The organism is Rodentibacter trehalosifermentans, from assembly GCF_002000545.1.
Taxonomy (GTDB): domain Bacteria; phylum Pseudomonadota; class Gammaproteobacteria; order Enterobacterales; family Pasteurellaceae; genus Rodentibacter; species Rodentibacter trehalosifermentans.
Window position 1 is genome coordinate 19,538 of record NZ_MLHL01000056.1, and the last position, 22,928, is coordinate 42,465.

At 41.5% G+C, this 22,928-nt stretch carries 26 protein-coding genes; 10 read left to right on the forward strand and 16 right to left on the reverse strand.

Annotated elements, in window-relative coordinates:
- Positions 1–10 precede the first annotated feature (10 nt).
- From ftsL to BKK52_RS09770, 4 genes are all read right to left on the reverse strand, one after another.
- Positions 11–331: a cell division protein FtsL gene (ftsL, locus tag BKK52_RS09755; RefSeq protein WP_077415770.1), complete on the reverse strand. Its 321-nt coding sequence runs from the start codon at positions 329–331 to the stop codon at positions 11–13.
- Positions 332–339: 8 nt separating this feature from the next.
- Positions 340–1,308: a 16S rRNA (cytosine(1402)-N(4))-methyltransferase RsmH gene (rsmH, locus tag BKK52_RS09760; RefSeq protein ID WP_077415772.1), complete on the reverse strand. Its 969-nt coding sequence runs from the start codon at positions 1,306–1,308 to the stop codon at positions 340–342.
- Positions 1,309–1,395: 87 nt separating this feature from the next.
- Positions 1,396–1,854, reverse strand: coding sequence for a division/cell wall cluster transcriptional repressor MraZ (gene mraZ, locus BKK52_RS09765; protein WP_077415774.1), 459 nt, complete (start codon positions 1,852–1,854; stop codon positions 1,396–1,398).
- A 187-nt stretch (positions 1,855–2,041) separates the two neighbouring features.
- On the reverse strand, positions 2,042–3,637 hold the full coding sequence (locus BKK52_RS09770; RefSeq protein WP_077421593.1) for a carbon starvation CstA family protein: 1,596 nt from the start codon (positions 3,635–3,637) through the stop codon (positions 2,042–2,044).
- 198 nt (positions 3,638–3,835) lie between these two features.
- Between BKK52_RS09770 and BKK52_RS09775 the strand changes: the two genes are divergently transcribed.
- Positions 3,836–4,069, forward strand: a complete 234-nt coding sequence (locus BKK52_RS09775) for a zinc ribbon domain-containing protein (protein WP_077415778.1) — start codon at positions 3,836–3,838, stop codon at positions 4,067–4,069.
- A gap of 53 nt (positions 4,070–4,122) precedes the next feature.
- Here the strand turns inward: BKK52_RS09775 and artM are convergent, their stop codons facing one another.
- The 5 genes from artM to lpcA all read right to left on the reverse strand — a co-directional run bounded on the left by artM (position 4,123) and on the right by lpcA (position 7,654).
- Complete coding sequence (artM, locus tag BKK52_RS09780) at positions 4,123–4,806, reverse strand: arginine ABC transporter permease ArtM (protein WP_077415780.1); 684 nt, start codon at positions 4,804–4,806, stop codon at positions 4,123–4,125.
- Positions 4,806–5,471, reverse strand: coding sequence for an arginine ABC transporter permease ArtQ (gene artQ / locus BKK52_RS09785; RefSeq protein WP_077421594.1), 666 nt, complete (start codon positions 5,469–5,471; stop codon positions 4,806–4,808). Before artQ ends, artM begins: the two co-directional genes overlap by 1 nt.
- Before the next feature lie 3 nt (positions 5,472–5,474).
- Complete coding sequence (locus tag BKK52_RS09790; RefSeq protein ID WP_077415785.1) at positions 5,475–6,194, reverse strand: lysine/arginine/ornithine ABC transporter substrate-binding protein; 720 nt, start codon at positions 6,192–6,194, stop codon at positions 5,475–5,477.
- A gap of 17 nt (positions 6,195–6,211) precedes the next feature.
- Positions 6,212–6,943 (reverse strand): arginine ABC transporter ATP-binding protein ArtP, encoded by a 732-nt coding sequence (gene artP, locus BKK52_RS09795; RefSeq protein WP_077415787.1) that lies wholly within the window; start codon positions 6,941–6,943, stop codon positions 6,212–6,214.
- A 126-nt stretch (positions 6,944–7,069) separates the two neighbouring features.
- On the reverse strand, positions 7,070–7,654 hold the full coding sequence (gene lpcA, locus BKK52_RS09800; RefSeq protein WP_077415789.1) for a D-sedoheptulose 7-phosphate isomerase: 585 nt from the start codon (positions 7,652–7,654) through the stop codon (positions 7,070–7,072).
- A gap of 204 nt (positions 7,655–7,858) precedes the next feature.
- On the opposite strand from lpcA, the gene BKK52_RS09805 reads away from it, so the two are divergent.
- Complete coding sequence (locus tag BKK52_RS09805) at positions 7,859–8,680, forward strand: DNA ligase (RefSeq protein WP_077421595.1); 822 nt, start codon at positions 7,859–7,861, stop codon at positions 8,678–8,680.
- A gap of 28 nt (positions 8,681–8,708) precedes the next feature.
- On the opposite strand, the gene miaB is transcribed toward BKK52_RS09805, so the two are convergent.
- The 4 genes from miaB to BKK52_RS09825 all read right to left on the reverse strand — a co-directional run bounded on the left by miaB (position 8,709) and on the right by BKK52_RS09825 (position 13,148).
- Complete coding sequence (miaB, locus tag BKK52_RS09810; protein ID WP_077478585.1) at positions 8,709–10,133, reverse strand: tRNA (N6-isopentenyl adenosine(37)-C2)-methylthiotransferase MiaB; 1,425 nt, start codon at positions 10,131–10,133, stop codon at positions 8,709–8,711.
- A gap of 150 nt (positions 10,134–10,283) precedes the next feature.
- Positions 10,284–11,624 (reverse strand): exodeoxyribonuclease VII large subunit, encoded by a 1,341-nt coding sequence (xseA, locus tag BKK52_RS09815; RefSeq protein WP_077421612.1) that lies wholly within the window; start codon positions 11,622–11,624, stop codon positions 10,284–10,286.
- Positions 11,617–12,837 (reverse strand): ribosomal protein uL16 3-hydroxylase, encoded by a 1,221-nt coding sequence (locus BKK52_RS09820; protein ID WP_077478586.1) that lies wholly within the window; start codon positions 12,835–12,837, stop codon positions 11,617–11,619. The genes xseA and BKK52_RS09820 overlap by 8 nt, the downstream gene beginning before the upstream one ends.
- Positions 12,834–13,148: an RnfH family protein gene (locus BKK52_RS09825; protein WP_077415047.1), complete on the reverse strand. Its 315-nt coding sequence runs from the start codon at positions 13,146–13,148 to the stop codon at positions 12,834–12,836. Before BKK52_RS09825 ends, BKK52_RS09820 begins: the two co-directional genes overlap by 4 nt.
- A gap of 159 nt (positions 13,149–13,307) precedes the next feature.
- Between BKK52_RS09825 and BKK52_RS09830 the strand changes: the two genes are divergently transcribed.
- From BKK52_RS09830 to BKK52_RS09855, 6 genes are all read left to right on the forward strand, one after another.
- The gene (locus tag BKK52_RS09830) at positions 13,308–13,724 is read left to right on the forward strand and encodes an EamA family transporter (RefSeq protein WP_077421598.1); all 417 of its coding nucleotides are present in this window, start codon (positions 13,308–13,310) and stop codon (positions 13,722–13,724) included.
- Between the two features lie 72 nt (positions 13,725–13,796).
- Positions 13,797–14,381 (forward strand): aminoacyl-tRNA hydrolase, encoded by a 585-nt coding sequence (gene pth / locus BKK52_RS09835; protein WP_077421599.1) that lies wholly within the window; start codon positions 13,797–13,799, stop codon positions 14,379–14,381.
- A 46-nt stretch (positions 14,382–14,427) separates the two neighbouring features.
- On the forward strand, positions 14,428–15,519 hold the full coding sequence (gene ychF / locus BKK52_RS09840; protein ID WP_077421600.1) for a redox-regulated ATPase YchF: 1,092 nt from the start codon (positions 14,428–14,430) through the stop codon (positions 15,517–15,519).
- A 65-nt stretch (positions 15,520–15,584) separates the two neighbouring features.
- The gene (locus tag BKK52_RS09845; protein ID WP_077474435.1) at positions 15,585–16,484 is read left to right on the forward strand and encodes a homocysteine S-methyltransferase family protein; all 900 of its coding nucleotides are present in this window, start codon (positions 15,585–15,587) and stop codon (positions 16,482–16,484) included.
- A gap of 53 nt (positions 16,485–16,537) precedes the next feature.
- The gene (locus tag BKK52_RS09850) at positions 16,538–17,119 is read left to right on the forward strand and encodes a uracil-DNA glycosylase family protein (protein ID WP_077474436.1); all 582 of its coding nucleotides are present in this window, start codon (positions 16,538–16,540) and stop codon (positions 17,117–17,119) included.
- 27 nt (positions 17,120–17,146) lie between these two features.
- Positions 17,147–18,562, forward strand: coding sequence for a basic amino acid/polyamine antiporter (locus tag BKK52_RS09855; protein ID WP_077421603.1), 1,416 nt, complete (start codon positions 17,147–17,149; stop codon positions 18,560–18,562).
- 105 nt (positions 18,563–18,667) lie between these two features.
- Here BKK52_RS09855 and BKK52_RS09860 read toward each other — a convergent pair whose 3' ends face one another.
- From BKK52_RS09860 to BKK52_RS09870, 3 genes are all read right to left on the reverse strand, one after another.
- Positions 18,668–19,177, reverse strand: a complete 510-nt coding sequence (locus BKK52_RS09860) for a SprT family zinc-dependent metalloprotease (RefSeq protein WP_077421604.1) — start codon at positions 19,175–19,177, stop codon at positions 18,668–18,670.
- A gap of 306 nt (positions 19,178–19,483) precedes the next feature.
- Positions 19,484–20,638 carry a methionine adenosyltransferase gene (gene metK / locus BKK52_RS09865; RefSeq protein ID WP_077421605.1) on the reverse strand — a complete coding sequence of 385 codons (1,155 nt, stop codon included), beginning with the start codon at positions 20,636–20,638 and terminating at the stop codon, positions 19,484–19,486.
- A gap of 78 nt (positions 20,639–20,716) precedes the next feature.
- Positions 20,717–21,286, reverse strand: coding sequence for an anthranilate synthase component II (locus BKK52_RS09870; protein WP_077421606.1), 570 nt, complete (start codon positions 21,284–21,286; stop codon positions 20,717–20,719).
- A gap of 56 nt (positions 21,287–21,342) precedes the next feature.
- On the opposite strand from BKK52_RS09870, the gene BKK52_RS09875 reads away from it, so the two are divergent.
- Together BKK52_RS09875 and BKK52_RS09880 are read left to right on the forward strand one after the other, a co-directional pair.
- On the forward strand, positions 21,343–22,323 hold the full coding sequence (locus tag BKK52_RS09875) for an aminodeoxychorismate synthase component I (RefSeq protein WP_077421607.1): 981 nt from the start codon (positions 21,343–21,345) through the stop codon (positions 22,321–22,323).
- Entirely contained in the window at positions 22,323–22,889 is a 567-nt protein-coding gene (locus BKK52_RS09880) for an aminotransferase class IV family protein (RefSeq protein ID WP_077421608.1), read from the forward strand. Before BKK52_RS09875 ends, BKK52_RS09880 begins: the two co-directional genes overlap by 1 nt.
- Positions 22,890–22,928 lie beyond the last annotated feature (39 nt).

Below are 22,928 nucleotides of genomic sequence, written 5' to 3' on the forward strand. Positions count from 1 at the left end.
ATCCCTTCTCTTACTCCAAAATAACAACCTCTTGGTTACTATCCACTCTTTTCATTTTTAATGTGCTGATAGCAATAGATTCAACTCTTGTGCTGTCACCTTCCGTTGCCTCTTGCAACTGTAGATTCCGATATTCATCTTCTAGTGCTTGACGTTGCAGAATTAATTGACCATTCTCAGAAATTAATCCCCGGGTCTGATGGGTGACCCAAATTGTCGCCATCGCAGAAATTAAAATCAGTGATAATAATAAGATCACTAATTTAGTTGACGAAAATAAATCTTCCATCAAAATATTTTGCAAAGGGTAACGCTCGCTATTTTCTAACATTCCCCCTCCTAATTTATTTTTTCCGCTATGCGTAATACCGCACTTCTTGAACGTGGATTCGCTTGAATTTCGGCTTCTGATGGCTGAATCGCTTTGCCTATTATCTTCAATCTTTGATTTCGTTGAATTTGGTCTTCCCGTAGCGGCAAACCTTTAGGAATTGCCTCCCCTTTACTTTGCTTTTTCATAAAATGTTTAACCATTCGATCTTCTAAAGAATGGAAACTAATAATGGACAACCGTCCTTGTGGCGCTAACATATCCAAGGCGGAATTTAACACGCTCTCTAATTCATCTAATTCGGAATTAATAAAAATTCGAATAGCTTGAAAACTGCGGGTGGCTGGGTGTTTGTGTTTATCTTTGAAAGGTACTGATTGTGCAATCAACTCCGCCAGTTGTGTCGTACGTGATAAAAATTCTTCGCCATTTTTGACCGCACTTTTATTGTATTCCACAATGGCTGTTGCAATACGTTTGGCAAAACGCTCTTCACCAAAGGTTTTTAACACCCAAGTCAAATCTTCTACCGAAACCTGTTTTAACCATTCGGCTGCAGATAAACCTTGGGTAGGATCCATTCGCATATCAAGCGGACCATCTTTCATAAAACTAAAGCCACGCTCCGCTTCATCAAGTTGAGGAGAAGACACCCCAAGGTCCAGCAAAATACCATCCACTTTGCCCACTAAATCTAATTTCTCACAAATTTCAGAAAGATGTGAAAAACTACTGTGTTCAATATGAAAGCGAGGGTCTTGGATTTTTTGTGCTTCAGCAATCGCACGGGGATCACGGTCAATTCCAATAAGACGACCCTGTTGAGAAAGTTTTGAAAGGATTAAACGGGAATGTCCGCCACGACCAAATGTACCATCAATATAAATTCCATTTTCTTTCAACGCCAAACCGTCCACCGCTTCATTGAGTAAAACCGTGGTATGTTCAGGTGAAGAAAAGGAATGTTGCATTGTCATCGCATTAGCTAATAAAAAATAAATTGGAAAAAGATAATTCGGTGCAAAGCACCGATTATCCTGCTAGTGCTGCTGTTCTTTTCTCATTTAGAGTGACAGCATATTTAAATTCGAATCCATTGCAAATTCGGCAGTTGCCGCTACTGCAATATCTTCTTCAATTTGAGCGTTCCATTCTGTATCGCTCCAAATTTCAAATTTGTTTAATTGACCGACCAACATTAAGCCTTTTTCCAATTTTGCGTGTTGTCGCAATGGTCCACTCAGTAAAATACGCCCTTGTGCATCCATTTCACATTCAGTGGCATAACCAAGCATCACACGTTGTAGACGACGTTGATCCGGATCAAAGTTAGAGAGTGAGAGGAGTTTTTGCTCAATTTTTTCCCATTCATCTAAAGGATAAAGCAACAAACAAGGCTGGCGAATATCAACGGTACAAACCATCTGACCTTGATTTTTTTCAATAATTTCGGCACGGTAACGAGTTGGGATAGCCACCCGCCCCTTGGAATCTAAATTTACCGCTGCCGCACCACGAAACATTTTTAAGCCTTTAGGAGTTTAAATTTTGGAAAAATCACCACAAAAAACCACTTTTCACCACTTCTTCGTAAGTTTATCGGTTGTAAGATAAAGTTGCAAGTTATTCCAATGTAAAATTTAGTAAATTTTACCCAATAAAAAACCGCTTAAACTTTTACTTAAGCGGTTTTCCTCACTTTAAAATCATTTATAGATTTGTAGTATTTACATAGGCTTCTTCATCACGTTCACCTAATGGTTTTAACAGGGTGAAGAATAACAGGATACATAGCACCGTAGTTGCTAAACCAAGATAGACAGATAATTGATAATCAAGGTTGAAACCAATTTTGTTGTAATACAAATAGGTCGCACATACGGTGGTTATAAACCACGCCGGGATAGAAGCCACCCAGTGGAATTTGTGGTAACGATATAAATACGCTGCCGCAGTCCATAACATCACCATAGCAGTCATTTGGTTTGCCCAAGTGAAATAACGCCATAAGATACTAAAGTCCACCGTTGAAACAAAATAGCCTAATACGAACAATGGCACCGCAATCATTAAACGTTTAGGAAGAGAACGTTGATCAATATTAAAGATTTCCGCTAATTGCAAACGGGCTGCACGGAAGGCTGTATCGCCAGATGTGATTGGAAGCACCACGACACCTAGCACCGCAAAGATACCACCAATGAAACCAAGGAAGTGTAATGAACTGTCATAGACGACTTTAGATGGCGAACCTGCTGAAATGGCATCTTGTAAGGCTTGTGGATTTTCATAGAATGCAAGTCCGACCATACACCATACTAATGCGATCACCCCTTCTGTAATCATCGCACCATAGAAAATGAAACGACCTTCGCTCTCATTTTCAGCACAGCGTGCCATAAGCGGTGTTTGTGTCGCATGGAAACCGGATAATGCACCACAAGAGATGGTTAAGAATAATAAAGGCCAAATTGGCACATCACCTTTCACTTGGAAGTTTTGTGCAAATTTATCCCAAGTTAAACCTTGTCCGTCTGCATTAACAGTGCGGAAAAACTCAATAGGATCAGCCGCACTGAGGTGAGCAGAGACTAAACCATAGACCATTCCCACGGACATAAAGAGCAATAATGCACCAAAGAGCGGGTAAATTCGACCGATGATTTTATCTACCGGTAATAAAGTGGCAAGAATATAGTAAGCAAAAATAATCACAGTCCACACCGCAACCACTGTCGCTTTATCCATTCCCCATACTTTGATCCCACCGGCTTCTATCGCTTGATGAACAGCCTCAGCATCACCTAATTGCAATGCCCCCTGAGAAGCGCCTAGCACATCCATAGTAATGGTGCCCAGTAATTGTGCAGGGCTTGCCACGAAGACGACCCCAACCAATAATAAGAGCACTAATGCAAGAACGTTGATAAAAACTTTAACAGGGCGACCTAAAAATTTCCCCGCCAAATAAGGCATGGTTGCCCCACCGTGACGAATACTTAACATACCACAAAAATAGTCATGCACCGCACCGGCAAAAATACAGCCAATCACAATCCAAAGCATGGCAACCGGCCCGTATAACGCACCGAGAATTGGTCCGAAAATTGGTCCTGTCCCTGCAATATTCAACAATTGAATTAACCAGATTTTGGTTTTAGACATGGGCATATAATCCACGCCATCATTGATTTGATAGGCGGGTGTTTGACGTTTAGGATTAATGACAAAGATTTTTTCGATAATTTTTCCATAGATAAGATAGCCAAGAATTAAAATGGCTACACAAAAGAAAAACCACAACATAAAAGCACCTCAAGAAATAATCATACGATTGTTTAAAACGCTCTAAACAAGCCGGGGTATTTTATGCTAAATTCTATTAAACCAAAAATTTAATTTACGAAATTTCCACAAAATTGTGACAAATCTCACATTAACTATCACTTGGTTTTTCAGAATAAAATAATATCTTCTAAATCATACTTAATAAGGATTAAAGAAATGGCACTCACTCGTTGCCCCGAATGCCGTAAAAAAATCAGTGAATCGGCTAAAATCTGTCCAAATTGCGGTTTTTCTTTTAAACAGGAAAATTTAGAAATCTATAAACAAAAATTAGAAGAAAGACATTTGCAAAATACGGAAATTAACCGAAAAAGTACAAAACTTCACTTAATCTGGTTCTGTATTTTTGCCTTATTTCTTATTATTGCAAGCGTCATTACTCAATCATAAAAAAATGGGTTGCGATTGCAACCCATTCATTCTCTTAAAATATTGACCGAACTTTATGCTTTTTTCGCATCCAAACGTTCAAAAGCAAGCACTTTATTCTCGAGCTTACGCAATAATAAGGTGGCGATGCCTGTAATCACAAGATAAATCCCCCCGGCAATACCATAGATCGTGAGAGCATCATACTCCGTACCGTAAAGCTGACGTGCATACCCCATAATATCCATAATCGTGATGGTTGAAGCCAATGCCGTTCCTTTAAATACCAAAATAATTTCATTACTATAAGAAGGCAATGCCCGCTTTAATGCATAAGGAATCAAAATTTTCAATGTTTGCACACGGCTTAACCCCAATGCGGCGCAGCCTTCCCATTGCCCTTTTGGAATAGCTTTGACAGCACCATGAAATAATTGCGTGGAATAGGCGGCGCTGTTTAATGCCAATGCCAATGCCGCACAAAACCAAGCGTTTGATAAGATATGCCAAAAAGGGCTTTTCACGATCCATTCAAACTGCCCCGGTCCGGCATAAATTAAGAAAAACTGCACAAGCAACGGTGTACCGGTAAACAAAGTAAGGTATAAATTGACCGCACTTTTCACCCATTTATTTTCCATAGAAAGCAAAAATGTGAGGAATAACGCAAAGAAAAAAGCAATCAATAATGAAACCACGGTCAATAGTAAACTCGTTGGTATCCCCTGCGCAATGACTGATAAATATTCTTGAAACATTATTTTAGTCCTCTTTCAAAGCGGGTAAAACGTTGTTCTAGACGATGAATACCAAACTGACTGATTAGTGTGACAACCAAATAAATTAATGCGGCAATACTATACCAAGTAAACGGTTGATGGGTATTAGTATTAATTAACTGCGCCTGACGCATTAAATCATCAACGCCAATAAGAGAAATTAATGCGGTATCTTTCAATAATACCAGCCATTGGTTACTTAGCCCCGGCAAAGCGTGACGCCAAACTTGTGGCATAATAATATGCGTAAAAGTATAACCTTTGCTCAACCCCAATGCTGCGCCTGATTCCCACTGACCTTTAGGGATAGCCTGAATCGCACCACGCAGGGTCTGTGAAGCATAGGCGGCAAAAATAAGGGATAACGCAAACACGCCACAGCCAAATGCACTGAATTCAATATATTCGCCGGTCAGCATTTCCACCACTTCGGTTGAGCCAAAATACACGAGCAATACCACCAAAATTTCAGGCAAGCCACGCAACAGTGCCACAAGAACCACCATCGGTTTACCGATAAAATGGTTAGCCTCCAAAAGAGCGAAGACTATACTTAATAGCAAACCCACGATTAACGAACAGACCGCAAGCCCCAATGTCATTAGGGCTGCGGTAAACATTAAAGAAAGAAAATCGACAAACATAAATTACTTCGTCATCCATTTATCATAGATTTTTTGATATTCGCCATTCGCTTTAATAGTCGCCAAACCTTTATTTAAACTTTCGGCGAGCGCTTTACTGGATTTATTCACTGCGATACCCAAACCATTGCCAAAATATTTTTTATTGGTGACTTTCTCACCGACAAACTGAATTTCAGGCTCTTTATCAATCATATCCGCAAGTACGGCGGTATCACCAAAAATAATGTCAATACGCCCATTTTTTAAATCCAAAATCGCATCTTGTAAACTGGCATAGGCTTTCGGTGTGTATTGTTTCGTTTCCGCTACTGTATATTGTTGGAAAGTGGTGCCATTTTGCACACCGATATTTTTTGCTGTCTCAAGGGTCGCTTTGCCTTTTAATGCCACATAACTTGCCGTACTGTCATAATAGGCATCAGAAAATAGCACTTGTTTTGATCGCGCTTCGGTAATATCCATCGCAGAAATCGCCGCATCAAAACGTTTTGCTCTTAAACTTGGAATAAGGGAATCAAAGGCTTCCCCTTTAAATTTACAGGTCGCTTGAATTTCTTGACAAATCGCCTTCGCTACATCTACATCAAAACCGATAATTTCGCCTTTTTCATTGGTAAACTCAAATGGCGGATAACTTGGTTCCATGGCGAAAGTGATGTCTTGTGCATTTGCCATTGCTGCTGATCCCAATAATACGGCGCTTAAAAGTAATTTTTTCATCATAAGTCTCCTTATTTTTAATGTGAAAGATATTGTTTAAATTGTATGGTTTGTGGATGTTCAAAACACTCAGCCGATCCCATTTCCACAATTTTGCCTTGTTCCATATACACCACTTTAGTGGCGACTTTTTGTGCTACATTCACTTCATGGGTCACGATCACCTGCGTAATGCCGGTTTCTTGTAATTCCTTAATAATATCCACTACTTGTGCGGTAATTTCCGGATCCAATGCAGCAGTGGGTTCATCAAATAGCAACACTTGCGGTTTCATCATCAGTGCCCGAGCGATTGCTACCCGTTGTTGTTGCCCTCCCGATAAATGGAGTGGGAAACGATCAGCATATTCTTCCAAACGTAAACGCTTTAATAATTCCATTGCTTCTGCTTTGGCTTGCGTTTCATTGATCCCAAGCACTTTCATCGGTGCTTCAATTAAATTTTCAATCACCGTTAAATGGGGCCAAAGGTGATATTGTTGAAACACCATACCCACATCTTGGCGTAACTGACGAATCGCTTTCGGATTTGTCGTGGCTTTTGATAAATCAAATTCATTATTGGCAATGCTTAATTGCCCTGAGGTTGGGACTTCTAATAAATTCAACGTTCGGATTAACGTACTTTTCCCCGCACCACTGGGACCAAGTAATACCACCGTATCCCCTTCTTCCGCTTCCAAATTAATATCAAATAACGCTTGGGAAGTACCATAAAAAAAGTTTAAATTTTTAACACTGATAGCCATTTCAACTCTCTTATTTCACAAATTGAACAAATATTACGTTTTTATGCATATTTATGCAAGCACTGAAAATAAAAAAATCCCAAAATAATTTGGGATTTCCAAAACTATGCCAAAAATGACCGCACTTTACGCTGTTTTTGCCATTTCAAACTCAATCAGCATCATCAAAATATGGATCACTTTAATATGAATTTCTTGAATACGATCCGCATAACGGAAATGCGGTACACGAATTTCTACATCGGCAAGCCCTGCCATTTTTCCGCCGTCTTTTCCTGTCATCGCAATCACTTTCATTCCCTTCGCTTTCGCCGCTTCAATAGCATTGAGAACGTTTTTAGAATTCCCCGAGGTGGATAAGCCAAAGAGTACATCCCCTTTTTGCCCTACAGCCTCAACATAGCGTGAAAAGACATAATCATAGCCAAAATCATTGCTCACACAACTTAAATGGCTGACATCAGAAATCGCAATAGCCGGATACCCCGGGCGATTTTCACGATAACGCCCCGTGAGTTCTTCCGCAAAATGCATCGCATCACAATGGGAGCCACCATTACCACAGGATAAAACTTTGCCACCTTGTTTGAAACTGTCAGAAATTAACCGTGCCGCCTGCTGAATTAATTTAATGTTATTTTCATCTGAAATAAATTTATTTAATACTTCTTGCGCTTCCACAAGTTCTGCTTTGATTTGCTCTAAGTACATTTTTGCTCCTTTTAGGAAATGAGAAATTTTCGCAACATTTTATAGTAGATAACATCTTTTATCTAGGGTCTGTGAATGTTTTGTTTTTTTACTGATCACGTATTATTTTCTCGATCAAGATCGCAAAATACATTTAAAACACTTTGAAAAACAACCGCACTTTTTTAGCCTTTAGTCAATTTTGACCCACAAATCAGGAATCTTATGAACTTACTCCGCACTATTTTTATATTGTTGGTTAGCATAAAAACTTATGCCGATATTGATGTAATGCTTCTAAAAAACTATGAAAACCAAAATATTGAAGGCTGGGTGATGTCGGAAAAACTTGACGGTGTGCGAGGCTATTGGGACGGAACGCAACTTCTCTCACGCCAAGGACAGCGGCTTTCTCCACCGGTTTATTTCACCAAGGATTTCCCACCTTTTGCGATAGACGGTGAATTGTTTAGCGAGCGCAACCATTTTGAAGAAATTTCCTCCATAACAAAATCCTTCAAAGGTGATCGTTGGGAAAAATTAAAACTTTACGTATTCGATGTGCCTGATGCAAAGGGAGATCTATTTGAACGGCTTGATATGTTAAAAACCTATCTTTCCAGCCATCCTACACCTTATATTCAAATCATTGAGCAAATTCCTATAAGGGACAAAACCCACTTATATGGATTTTTAAAAGAAGTGGAAAACCTACAGGGAGAAGGTATCGTACTGAGAAATCCCAAAGCGCCTTATGAACGAAAACGCAGTACGCAAATCCTTAAGCTAAAAACCGCCTACGATGAAGAATGTACCGTGATAGCACACCACAAGGGCAAAGGGCAATTTGAAAATGTAATGGGATCATTAACCTGTAAAAATCATCGGGGAGAATTCAAGATCGGCTCGGGGTTTAATTTGAGTGAACGTGAAAGTCCCCCACCAATAGGCGCTGTCATTACCTATAAATATCGGGGATTAACAAATTCCGGCAAACCCAAATTTGCCACCTACTGGCGGGTGAGAGAAAAGCATCAGACAAAATGAAGGTCGGTTAAAACCGACCTATTTGAAATTATCCGTGATAACGCCCTACACCTAATTCATCTTCTTTTCGTGTCCGGTTCATCACTTCTTGCGGTGATTGGGCAATACGTAATCCCATTTCCTCTTCGGTGCGCACCACTTCGCCACGTAAAGAATTAGTATAGACATCGGTGATTTTCACATCGACAAATTTTCCAATCATCGCCGGTGAACCTTGGAAATTCACAATGCGGTTTGTTTCCGTTCGACCGGTCAGTTCCATAATGTCTTTTTTCGATGGGCCTTCCACCAACACCCGTTGCTCTGTTCCCAGCATACGACGGCTAAATTGTGCAGCTTGCTGATTAATGCGTTCTTGCAAAACATATAAGCGTTGTTTTTTCTCTTCTTCCGTCACATCATCAGGCATATCGGCAGCCGGTGTTCCCGGACGGGCAGAATAAACAAAACTAAAGCTCATATCAAAATTGACTTGTGCAATAAGATTCATAGTTTGCTCAAAATCTTCTGCGGTTTCTCCCGGGAAACCCACAATAAAGTCAGAGCTGATTTGAATATCCGGACGAACTGCGCGTAGTTTACGAATAATGGATTTATATTCTAATGCGGTATGGCTACGTTTCATCATCGTCAATACCCGATCCGAACCGGATTGAACCGGTAAATGCAAGAAACTCACTAATTCCGGCGTATCACGATACACATCAATAATATCATCGGTAAATTCAATAGGATGGCTTGTGGTGAAACGCAAACGGTCAATACCGTCAATGGAAGCTACTAAACGAAGTAATTCGGCAAAACTACAAATCTGCCCGTCATGAGTCGGCCCACGGTAGGCATTCACATTTTGACCGAGCAAATTCACTTCACGCACGCCCTGTTCTGCCAATTGGGCAATTTCAAAGAGAACATCATCCAACGGTCGGCTGACTTCTTCACCACGGGTGTAAGGCACCACACAGAAGGTGCAATATTTGTTACAGCCCTCCATAATGGAAACAAAAGCAGTCGGCCCTTCTGCACGAGGCTCCGGTAAACGATCAAATTTTTCAATTTCAGGGAAGCTGACATCCACCACCGAACTTTTGCCACCACGAATTTGGTTAATCATTTCCGGCAATCGATGCAGGGTTTGCGGCCCAAAAATAATATCCACATAAGGGGCACGATGGCGAATATGCTCTCCCTCTTGCGATGCCACACAACCGCCTACCCCTATCACTAAATTCGGATTATTTTTCTTTAATTCTTTCCAACGGCCCAACTGGTGGAACACTTTTTCCTGCGCTTTTTCACGGATAGAGCAGGTATTCAATAATAAAACATCCGCCTCTTCCGGTATATCGGTCAATTCAAGTCCATGGGTACTTAATAGCAAATCCGCCATTTTTGATGAATCGTACTCGTTCATCTGGCAACCCCAAGTTTTAATATGTAATTTTTGCGTCATCTTTCCAAAATTATCATCAATCCAATAAAAACAGTCGGCTATTGTACAAATTTGTGTTCATTCTTGCCAGCCAAAATTTTTACTGCGCCTAAACGTAAAAAGTGCGGTCAAAATTGAACACACTTTTACCTCTTTTACAGTATTTTTCCATTAAATATTCTTTGTCTGAATTTCCACAACCCGGCTGACAATATCTCCATCAGCCACTTTTGTTGTGATAATGGTGTCTTTTTGTACATCTTTCACCCTTGTGATCGCCTTTCCATCGGCAGTTTGAGCAATGGAATAGCCGCGAGCGAGCACTTTTAAAGGGCTTAATACGTCTAATTTTCCACATAATATCGCCAGTTTATTTTGGCGTTCTGTCAGGTGGCGGCTTGCGTTGAAATGTAACCGCCCTTGCAATTGTACCCATTGTTGTTGATGACGCTGAAGGCGATAAGGTAAAGGGTTTTGTGCCAAACGAGAAGAAAGTGCGGTCAGCTTTTGTTGTGTTTTTTCAAACTGACGTTGCATTGCAAAGCCTAAACGGCGAGCAAGTTGTTCGTGCTTCGCTTGTTGAAGACGCCATTGATTTTGTGGATGCTGATTTTGCAAACGCAATATAAGCTGTTTTAATTTTTGGCTTTTTTCGCTAAATAAACGATCAAAAGCCATATCCAAACGCTGTTTTCGATGGCGGAGCTGTTGAATTAGCTCTTCTTGATTTCGGCTCACTAATTCTGCCGCAGCAGAGGGCGTAGGGGCACGGAGATCCGCAACAAAATCCGCAATAGTCACATCCGTTTCATGACCTACAGCACTGATAATCGGCAGCTGAGAGCGAAAAATGGCACGGGCTACGGCTTCTTCGTTAAAGCACCATAGATCTTCTAACGAACCACCTCCTCTTCCTACAATCAGCACATCGACTTCTTGTCTTGCATTCGCCAGTTCGATCATCTGCACAATCTCAGCCACTGCCTCCTTGCCCTGTACCGCTGTAGGATAAATCACCACCTTCAAACTGGGATCTCGACGTGCCAAAATATGCAAGATATCTTGCAAGGCCGCCCCGGTTGATGAGGTAATCACCCCCACGGCTTTGCTAAAGTGCGGTAAATTTTTCTTGAGATTTTGAGCAAATAATCCTTCTGCCGCCAGTTTCATTTTCAGCGCTTCAAATTGCTGCTGTAGCAGCCCTTCTCCCGCCGGATGCATGGATTCAATAATCAGCTGATAATCGCCTCGAGGCTCGTATAAACTCACATTAGCCCGCACTAAAACCTGCATACCATTTTGCGGACGAAATGCCACACGCAAATTTTTCATACGAAACATGGCACAGCGTACCTGGGCATTTTCATCTTTTAAGGTCAGATACCAATGCCCGGATACCGGCTGAGTAAAATTAGAAATCTCGCCGGTAAGCCAAATTTGGGAAAAATAGCTTTCCAACATTTGGCGTGTGGCACTATTAAGTTGGGAAACGGAATAAATCTTCTCAGACATTGTCATTGATTAATACCCAACCATCATCCAACCAATTACAAATGCTGTCTAACAATAACACCATCGCCGTGTCAGGATCTTCTGTTTGATTTGTTAAATCCGTTAAAAATGCCCAATCTAACGCCTCACCATCGGCTAAATGCTTCAAAACTTCCGTTTCAATCAAATTCAATTCGTCCAACCATTCACCGTTGGCATAAATACGAAGGGGATTTTCCGTATAAACTAACTTGCAATTGTTATCCTGACGGACTAATGCGCCTTCTTCTAAATCAGCACGCACCTCTTCAGGATCACTCATCTCTTCAGAGATCAAAAGTTCATAGCGGCGTTCACTCACAGCCGTTGCCACCGCTTGTTTGAATAATTTGTCAAAGGCTTCAGAATGGGCGAGTTTATCTAAGAGTTGTTGTTTCATCATCTGAATATTTTCATCAGCAAGTTTGCCGGTACGCTGCACCGATTGGGTTAAGCGAAGCGGCAAATCAAATTCGCTTAAATTCAAATCCGGATCTTGATGGCAAAAACCTTTACTGATGCCCTCAATGAGATGCGTTAAATTCGGATAACGCAAGCCAAAAGAAAAGGTTAAACAATCCTCCTCAGCCACTCCATAATGCGCCATTCGTGCTGGAATGTAGAGAATATCGCCCGGGTTCATCACTTCATCAATCACTAAATCGCCCATATCGTCAAAAATACGAATCGGCTGATTCGGTTTAAATTCCGTGCTGGAATCACACCATTTCCCCAACTGCCAACGGCGGCTGCCATAACCTTGTACTAAAAACACATCATATTCGTCATAATGTTTGCCTACCGAACCACCTTTTGGCGCATAAGACACCATAATATCGTCCCGTTGCCATTGGGGAATAAAGCCAAATTTGTTCCAAAGCTGCCCCAATTGTGGCGACCACTGTTCCAAATTTTGCACCAGCACCGACCATTTCTGCGGGAGATTTTTAAAATCTTTTTCCGTTAGCGGGCTAAAAAACACTTTCCAATCATCATCGGCAAAGGTTTTCACCAAACGAGCGGTAGCATCTTCATTTTGCACCAACGCAATAATATCTTGCGGTTCAAACTGCCCGACAATTTCAGGCAACCCGTTGCGGATAATCAACGGCTTTTTCTGCCAATAATCTCGCAAGAAAATTTCAGGGGTGATGTTTTCAGGTAAGCAAAAATCAGTCTGGGAAAGTGCGGTCATTTTTGAACTCCTTTTTCTTTATTGGCTTGAGCGGCTTGTTCAGCGGCACGTTTACGGCGGATTTCTTTTGGATCAGCCAGTAAAGGACGATAAATTTCAATGCGATCACCCTCTTTTAAGAGATCGGTTAATTTTGCCGGACGACTGAAAATGCCGACTTTATTTTCACGCAAGTCAATATCGGTAAATTGTTGCAAAATACCGGATTGCAAAATGGCACTTTGCACCATTGTGCCCTCTTCCACTTGAAAGGATTTTAAATAATAGCGTTCCGGCAAAGCATAGGCGATTTCAATATTAATCTGGCTCATCATGGATTTCTTCATCTTAAAATTTTGGGCTATTATAGCGGAAAAGAGCGGTCACAAAAAACAACGTTTTTTGAATGTTGGCTTGCCAAGGAGTCAAATAGAAGCGAACAAACGAGTAAGCAAGTTTGTGAATAATTTTAGCGATATTAAGGAAACAAAATGAACTGGGTAGTTTTTGCCGTTGGTTCGGCATTTTTTGCAGGACTCACTGCGATTTTAGGTAAATTGGGCGTGGAAGGGATGAACAGCAACCTCGCCACCTTTATACGCACTATCATAGTATTGCTCGTCACCGCCGGTATTATTTCCGCCCGTAATGAATGGCAATTGCCACAACATATCACGACAAAGCCCTTCACTTTCTTAGTCTTATCCGGTATCGCAACAGGATTATCTTGGTTATGCTATTACCGAGCCTTGCAACTTGCCCCAGCTTCTTGGGTCGCACCTATCGATAAATTAAGTGTGGTCATCGCCATTATTTTGGGCGTGGTGATTTTGGGTGAGCCATTGAGTTTGAAACTCATCATAGGAGGCTTATTGATTTTAGCGGGAGTGCTTGTTCTTGCGTTATAGATTGAGAATTTAGCGGCATTTCGCTACAATACGCCACTATTTTTATTATTAGGCTTTTAATCATTACACAATATGTCTGAAATCAAACTCATCGTCGGACTTGGCAATCCCGGAGATAAATATGCGGAAACCCGCCATAATGCCGGGGAATGGTTAATAGAACGTTTAGTCCACCGTTTCAATGCTCCACTTAATCCTGAAAATAAATTCTTCGGAAAAACAGCCCGCACTTTGGTGAACGGAAAAGAAGTCCGCTTGCTTGTACCAACTACTTTTATGAATTTAAGCGGTAAAGCAGTGGCGGCGTTGAGCGGATTTTATCGTATTCAACCGGAAGAAATTCTGGTGATTCACGATGAACTGGATTTACCACCGGGCAGTGCAAAGCTTAAACTGGGTGGCGGACACGGTGGGCATAACGGTTTGAAAGACATTGTAGCGAAACTTGGCAATAACAACAATTTCCATCGTTTACGTTTAGGCATCGGGCACCCGGGACATCGTGATTTGGTTGCCGGTTATGTGCTGAACAAACCCTCTCCGAGCGATCGTCAAGCCCTTGAAAAAGCCCTTGATGAAGCCACGGATTGCGTGGAGATGATTTTTAAAGACGGCATGGTGAAAGCCACCAACCGTTTAAACAGTTTTAAAATTTAAAAGTGCGGTCATTTTCGCCGCTTTTTTGACTTAATAAGGAAAAATTATGGGATTTAAATGTGGTATCGTCGGTTTGCCAAATGTGGGCAAATCCACCCTTTTTAATGCACTCACCAAAGCCGGTATTGAAGCGGCAAATTATCCATTCTGTACAATCGAACCTAACACTGGTGTTGTCCCTATGCCCGACCCTCGCCTTGATGCGTTGGCGGAAATCGTAAAACCGGAACGTGTTCTTCCCACCACAATGGAATTTGTGGATATCGCAGGGTTAGTGGCTGGTGCGAGTAAAGGTGAGGGTTTAGGTAATAAATTCTTAGCCAATATCCGTGAAACCGACGCCATTGGCCACGTTGTTCGCTGTTTTGAAAATGACGATATTGTTCACGTTGCCGGAAAAATCGATCCGTTAAACGATATTGAAACCATCAATACCGAACTTGCCCTTGCGGATTTAGACAGCTGCGAGCGTGCCATTCAACGTTTACAAAAACGGGCCAAAGGGGGCGATAAAGAAGCAAAATTTGAACTCTCTGTGATGGAGAAAATCCTTCCTGTGCTTTCTGAAGCAGGAATGATTCGTTCTGTTCCTCTCGATAAAGAAGAGCTTCATGCCATTAAAAGCTATAACTTCCTCACCCTAAAACCGACAATGTATATCGCCAATGTGAATGAAGACGGGTTTGAAAACAATCCATATCTTGACAAAGTTCGTGAATTTGCCGAAAAAGAAGGCTCGGTGGTTGTGCCAGTTTGTGCCGCCATTGAAGCGGAAATTGCAGAATTAGACGATGAAGAAAAAACAGAATTTCTACAAGATTTAGGCATTGAAGAACCGGGTTTAAACCGTGTAATTCGTGCCGGTTACGCCTTGTTAAATCTGCAAACCTATTTCACCGCCGGTGTGAAAGAAGTGCGTGCTTGGACGGTTTCTGTGGGGGCAACCGCACCGAAAGCCGCTGCCGTTATTCACACAGATTTCGAGAAAGGCTTTATCCGTGCTGAAGTCATCGCCTATGAAGATTTTATCCAATTCAAAGGGGAAAACGGCGCAAAAGAAGCAGGAAAATGGCGTTTAGAAGGAAAAGATTACATCGTACAAGACGGCGATGTGATGCACTTCCGTTTTAATGTATAAATTTAATCAACCACGACCGCACGCTTAAAGTGCGGTCTTTTTTTAGAAAATTTTAGGGAAGCAAAATGTCAAACATCATCATTTTAGACGGTGGTATGGGGCGTGAATTGGCACGTCGCAAAGCCCCTTTTCAACAACCTGAATGGTCAGCACTCGCCCTCTATCAACAGCCAAGTGCTGTTCAATCCGTGCATGAGGATTTTATCAAAAGTGGCGCACAGGTGATTACCACCAACAGTTATGCTGTCGTGCCCTTTCATATTGGAGAGCAACGTTTTCAGGCTGATGGAAAAATGTTGGCAGATCTTGCCGGGCGTTTAGCTAAAAGTGCGGTTGAAAATTCAGATGTTTCTCATATCAAAATTGCCGGATCAATTCCGCCATTATTCGGTTCTTACCGTTTTGATTTATTCCAACCTCAACGGGTACAAGAGGTCGCTCAACCAATCATTAACGGACTTTCGCCTTATGTGGATTTTTGGCTATGCGAAACCCAAAGTTCGGCGACCGAACCTCAAGCCATTAAACCTTTGCTGCCAAAAGATGATCGTCCACTCTGGGTTTCTTTCACTTTACAAGACGATGAACCTACTAACGTTCCTCGTTTACGCTCTGGTGAAACCGTGCAAAGTGCGGTTGAAAAAATGGTTGAATTAGGCGTAGAAGCGATTTTGTTTAACTGTTGCCAACCTGAAGTGATTCAACAGGCATTGCTCGTCACACAGGAAACGTTAAAAATCCATCACGCAACAAATATTCGTATCGGTGCTTACGCTAATGCCTTTCCACCCCAACCGAAAGATGCCACGGCAAATGACGGGCTTGATGAAATCCGAGAAGATCTCAATCCACAACAATATCTCATTTGGGTAGAAAAATGGGTTGAAAGCGGTGCAACCATTATTGGTGGTTGTTGTGGTATTGGTCCCGAACATATCCAAGCATTAGCAGAAAAATTTGGCTAAGTTTTTATCAATGAACCAAAACCAACCATAAAATGAGATAAATTAAACAGATTATGCAAACGATCAATCAAATCAAAAGGGCGATTATCAATGATCCTCAAAATCAAGATTTCACCGCTCGCCATATCGAACCGCTTTTTGCCGCTCCAAGCACAGCCTGCATTAATATTGTGGGTCAGGCGCCCGGTTTAAAAGCGGAACAAACCCGTCTTTATTGGAACGACAAAAGCGGGGATCGCCTGCGTGAATGGCTGGGGGTTGATCGTGATATGTTTTATCATTCGGGGCTGTTTGCAGTGATCCCTATGGATTTTTACTACCCCGGAAAAGGCAAATCGGGCGATTTACCTCCACGCAAAGGTTTTGCGGAAAAATGGCACCCTCAAATTTTAGCCACTTTACCCAATATCCAACTCACGATTTTAATAGGGCAATATGCGCAAAGATATTATTTACCGCAAAATGCCTTAAACGTGACGGAGACCGTAAAAAACTATCGTGAATTTCTACCGCACTTTTTTCCTTTAGTTCACCCTTCTCCACGTAATCAACTTTGGTTACAAAAAAATCCATGGTTTGAACAAGAAGTGATCCCAACATTACAACAATATGTGAAAACCATTCTCTCCATTTAATTTTTTATTATTTTTTAGGAAAGCATTATGTCAAACAAAAAAATTGGCTTACTGTCTCTGACTGCATTAGTGTTAAGCTCAATGATTGGCTCCGGTATTTTCAGCTTGCCACAGAATATGGCGGAAGTGGCTGGGTCGGAAGCACTCATTATTGGTTGGACGATTACCGGTATCGGGATTATTTTTCTCGGTCTCTCCTTCTTTTTCATTTCCCGTCTTCGTCCTGAGTTAGACGGAGGCATTTACACCTATGCACGAGAAGGCTTTGGTGAACTGATGGGCTTTATGTCCGCTTGGGGTTATTGGCTCTGCGCAACTATCGGCATCGTGGGTTATTTAGTCGTTGCCTTTGAAGGCATAGGCACGTTTACCGATAGCCCAAGTGCGGTCATTTTCGGGCAAGGAAATACTATCGCTTCATTTATCGGCTCTTCCATCATTGTCTGGCTGGTACATATTTTAATTGCCAAAGGGGTAAAAGAAGCTGCCACCGTGAACCTAATTGCTACTTTTGTGAAAGTTTTTCCGCTGATCTTGTTTATTTTGCTTGCCCTGTGGTATTTCAATCCGGAAACCTTTAGCCAAGATGTGAAAGCTACTGCGTTAAATAATAGTGTATCCGACCAAGTGAAAAATACGATGTTGATTACTCTTTGGGTGTTTACCGGTGTTGAAGGGGCAGCGGTATTATCCGCTCATGCCAAAAAACGTTCCGATGTTGGGCTTGCCACCGTATTAGGCATTTTGATCGCCCTCGCCTTATATGTGGCAATCACCGTGCTTTCATTAGGGATTTTACCCCGTGAAACCATAGCCGCTATGTCAAATCCCTCAATGGCAGGATTGTTGGAAAATATGATGGGCGGCACGGGAAAAATCATCATCACCGCCTGTTTAATTGTTTCCGTTCTCGCCTCTTACATCAGCTGGACAATGTTCTCTGCCGAAGTGCCTTATCGTGGCGCAAAAAATGGTGCTTTCCCCAAAATTTTAGACAAACTCAACCAAAACGGCACTCCGATTCATTCCCTTTGGTTTACCGGATTTGTCGTACAGTTTTGTTTGTTATTGGTTTTGCTCACAGGTAAAAGTTATAACGCATTATTACTGATCTCAACTTCAATGATTTTAGTACCTTATTTTTTAATTGGCGCATATTTATTGAAGCTCTCAATTCAACAAAATTCCCCTTGGTATATTAAACTCACAGGTTTTCTGGCATCGCTCTACGGGCTATGGATTTTATACGCCGCCGGACTGGATTATTTGCTGCTTTCCGTTCTGCTTTATGTGCCGGGAATCGGGTTATTTTTATATTCCCGCTATCAATACCAAGGCGGAAAATTCAATCTGAACAAATGGGAAAAATTAGTGCTTGCCATCATCGCAGTACTCTTCGTTTGGGCGGTTTATAATGCCTTTACCAATGTTGATTGGGGATAAATTTCAGGAAAAGTGCGGTTATAAATTCAGGTGTATATAATCATTTTTAATGAGTATTAAAAATGCTCCCGCTGAATTGCCGCACTTTTTTTACTTTATTTGTAATCAATTATCCTTCATCAATACCAATCTCTCTTTACATCTTCGGCATAAATATTCTACTCCCTCTTTTAAAACTCGATGATGGCGGCGGAGGCTTAGAAGATGGGTTTGGCAGGCACAACGATATTCAAAAGTTTTTCCCTGAACATTTTTCACATCAAATTGGTGGCAAGTATCTGCCGGTAAATGAAAAACCCTATTCATCACAGCCTGCCATTCTTTTCCATGGGGTTTAACCCGTCCGAATACTTGATACACAATGAGATGTGCCAATTCATGAGGCACCACTTGGTGAATAAACTCGTGCGTATTTTCAATCAATAAAGTGCGGTTAAATTTGATTTCATTTTTTTGCAAATACGCCACTCCGGCTTTTACCCCCCGCAAATCATAATGGACCGTCGGCATAGGAAAATCACGTTTAAAATACTGTTCCGCAAGACGCAAAGATCCCGCAAGTTTGCGCTGAACCTGCATTTTTAAATGACGAAATTGAGTCTGTGATGAAAACATAATATTAAGAAAAACAAAAAACCGCTAAAGCGCGGTTTTATATGGTAATATATCCAGCGGTTGGTCAGGTTCGTTATTGCCTGACTGGCGGGTCAGACAGTAACTTAATCTCGATCAGCTTTGTTTAACAATTCTGAAAGGAGATGATGCTTATGATAAAAATCTTACTTATGATATTTATCAGTTTAGCGTTGCTGTCTCACAGCTCCCCAGCTTGGTAGCAACCTAAACACCAACTAAGACAATAGCGCTATGCGCTATTGTCTTCCCAATATAATCACTTCCCTACAAAATTTCAAGCTTAGATTATTTCACCCCGGCCGCTACGCGTAATTCCTCTGCGCGGTCGGTTTTTTCCCATGGGAATTGCTCACGGCCGAAATGGCCATAAGTCGCTGTTTCACGATAAATCGGTTTAATCAAATCAAGCATCTTAATTAAACCATAGGGGCGTAAATCAAAGAATTCACGCACTAATGCCACCAACAATTCATTGGCCACTTTACCCGTACCAAAGGTTTCCACCATAATGGAAGTGGGTTCTGCTACGCCAATGGCATAAGAAAGTTGAATTTCACAGCGATCTGCTAAACCGGCAGCCACGATATTTTTCGCCACATAACGTGCGGCATAAGCGGCTGAACGGTCCACTTTTGACGGGTCTTTACCGGAAAATGCCCCACCACCATGGCGTGCTGCGCCACCATAAGTATCCACAATGATTTTACGACCGGTTAGCCCACAATCGCCCATTGGCCCGCCAATTACAAAACGCCCCGTTGGGTTGATGAAAAATTTGGTGTCTTTTGCAAGCCATTCACTTGGCAATACCGGTTTGATGATTTCTTCCATCACCCCTTCGTGAAGATCTTTTTGATTAATTTCTTCTGAATGTTGAGTAGAAAGCACCACCGCATCCACACCGACAATTTTGTTATTTTCGTATTTTAGCGTTACCTGGCTTTTCGCATCGGGACGCAACCAAGCTAATTTACCGCTTTTACGCACTTCTGCTTGTTTTTGCATGAGGCGATGCGCATAAGTAATGGCGGCAGGCATGAATACCTCTGTTTCATTGGTGGCATAACCGAACATAATCCCTTGGTCGCCCGCCCCTTGATCTAAAGGATTTTCACGATCCACGCCTTGATTAATATCTGCAGACTGCTTACCAATGGCATTTAACACAGCACAAGAATGGCCGTCAAAGCCCATATCGGAATGTTCATAACCAATATCACAAATGACTTTGCGGGTGAGATTTTCGATATCCACCCACGCCGATGTGGTGATTTCACCGCCCACTAATGCCATACCGGTTTTCACATAGGTTTCACAGGCTACACGGGCTTTGGGATCTTGTTTTAAAATTTCATCAAGTACCGCATCAGAAATCTGATCGGCAATTTTATCCGGATGTCCTTCAGACACGGATTCCGAGGTAAATAAATAACTAGACATAATTTCTCTCTTTTCGATTTAGAAGTATTGACGTATAGACGGCTATAATACGAATTTTATTTGAAGAATCAAGCCCTATTATCGGGTAATATTTAACCAATTTAGCAAAATTTGCTCACCATATTCCGACATATAAGATTCCGGATGAAACTGGACACCATAAATCGGTAAAGATTTATGTTGCATTGCCATCACCACATTTTCATCACAAACGGCGGTGATCGCTAATTCTTCGGGAAAATGTTCAGCCTGCACAGCCCAAGAATGGTATAACCCAATATCAAATTCCATGGGTAATCCTAAAAACAACGGTGAATTTGACCGCACTTTTAACGTCCGCTTTTGCCCATGGCGAACTTGTTCGAGGTTATAAAGCTTGCCACCAAAAAACTCACACAAAGTTTGATGCCCTAAACATACGCCAAGTATGGATTTTTGCTGATGATACCGCTCCAACATCGCAAAAAGTTGAGGATAAGCCCTTGGTACATCGGGCCCCGGTGAAATTAAGATATGGGTATAAGATTCAGGCGTAGTTTCTTGAAGCGCTTCTACATTTCGCACATCAAAAACCACACCAAGGCGGCGAACCAGTTCCACTAAATTGAAAGTGAAAGAATCGTGATTATCAATAATGAGTAATTTCATAACTGCTCGGCTTTCGTTATAATCGGGCAATTTTACGCTAAATTAGAAATAGCACAATGCAACATTTTATCCGCCAAGCCAATCATTATGGGGCAAACTCCCTCCCCTTCTTTTTTTTGATTGATTTTGAACAGCAAAAACCCTTAATTTTTCCTTTAGAAGAAGCGGCAAACCAAGGGATTTATTTTAATTTTCAAGGCAAAACCAACTATCTCGGTCAAGCCCAACAAGCTATTTATATTGAAAAACATCCTCCTGCCTTTGCCCAATATCAGAAAGGTTTTGATGTGGTAAAACAACAATTACAACAGGGAAACTCCTATTTACTAAACTTAACCTACCCCACTGAAATTACAGGCAATATTGATTTTGAATCGCTTTTTTATCAAGCAGATGTCCCTTATAAATTATGGCTAAAAAATCAATTTGTCTGCTTTTCACCGGAATGTTTTATCCATATCCGAGATAATAAAATTTTCACCTATCCAATGAAAGGCACCATCAATGCCAATTTACCGGATGCGGAAAACCGCTTGTTAAATGATGAAAAAGAACAGCGTGAACACTACACCATTGTAGATTTAATGCGTAATGATTTAGCGATAGTAGCAAGCAATATTCAGGTGACAAAATTTCGTTATGTGGAAAGCATTGCCACGCAAAAAGGCGAAATTTTGCAGACAAGTTCCAAAATTTGCGGTGAATTAGATGAAAATTGGCGGCACAAGATTGGCAATCTGCTTGCCACATTATTACCCGCCGGTTCAATCAGCGGTGCACCTAAAGAAAAAACCGTACAAATTATCCAACAAGCGGAACAGCAACCCCGTGGTTATTACACCGGGATTTTTGGGATTTTTGACGGTGAAAGCCTACAAAGTGCCGTAGCCATTCGCTTTATTGCTCAGAAAGGGGAGAAATATTACTTTCACAGCGGCGGCGGCATCACCATTCAAAGCCGTGTGGAAGAGGAATACCAAGAATTGCTTGAGAAAGTCTATTTACCCGCGTTTTACCAAACTCAGGAGAAAAACTAATGTTTCCCCTGTTTGAAACCCTTGCCATTGAACAGGGCAACATTCAAAACATTGAATATCATCAAGCCCGTTATGAACGAAGCTTACGCCAATTTTATGGTAAAAGTGCGGTCAAAATTTTCAATCTTTTTGAGCTAATCCGATTACCAACTCACTTACAAAATCAGTTGGTGCGTTGCCGTATTGATTACAATGCCCAAAGCATACAAATTCAATATTTTGAATATCAACGAAAAACCTACCGCACTTTTCAACCAATAGTCTGTGATGACATTGATTACCACTTGAAATATACCAATCGGGATTTACTCAATGCCCTTTTTGCCCAGCGGGGAAATTGCGATGAAATTATGATTATTAAAAACGGAAAAGTGACAGATTGCGCCATTGGTAATCTCATTTTTCGCCAAGGCAACCAATGGTTCACACCTAATACCCCATTATTAAAAGGCACGCAACGGGAAAAATTATTACGGGAAGGGAAAATTACCGAAGCCACCATTTATGCAAAAGATATTGAAAAATTTGATGAAATTCGGCTGATTAATGCGATGAACGGGTTGTGAGTTAGGGCCGCTTGTAGGGACACACTACGTGTGCCCTCA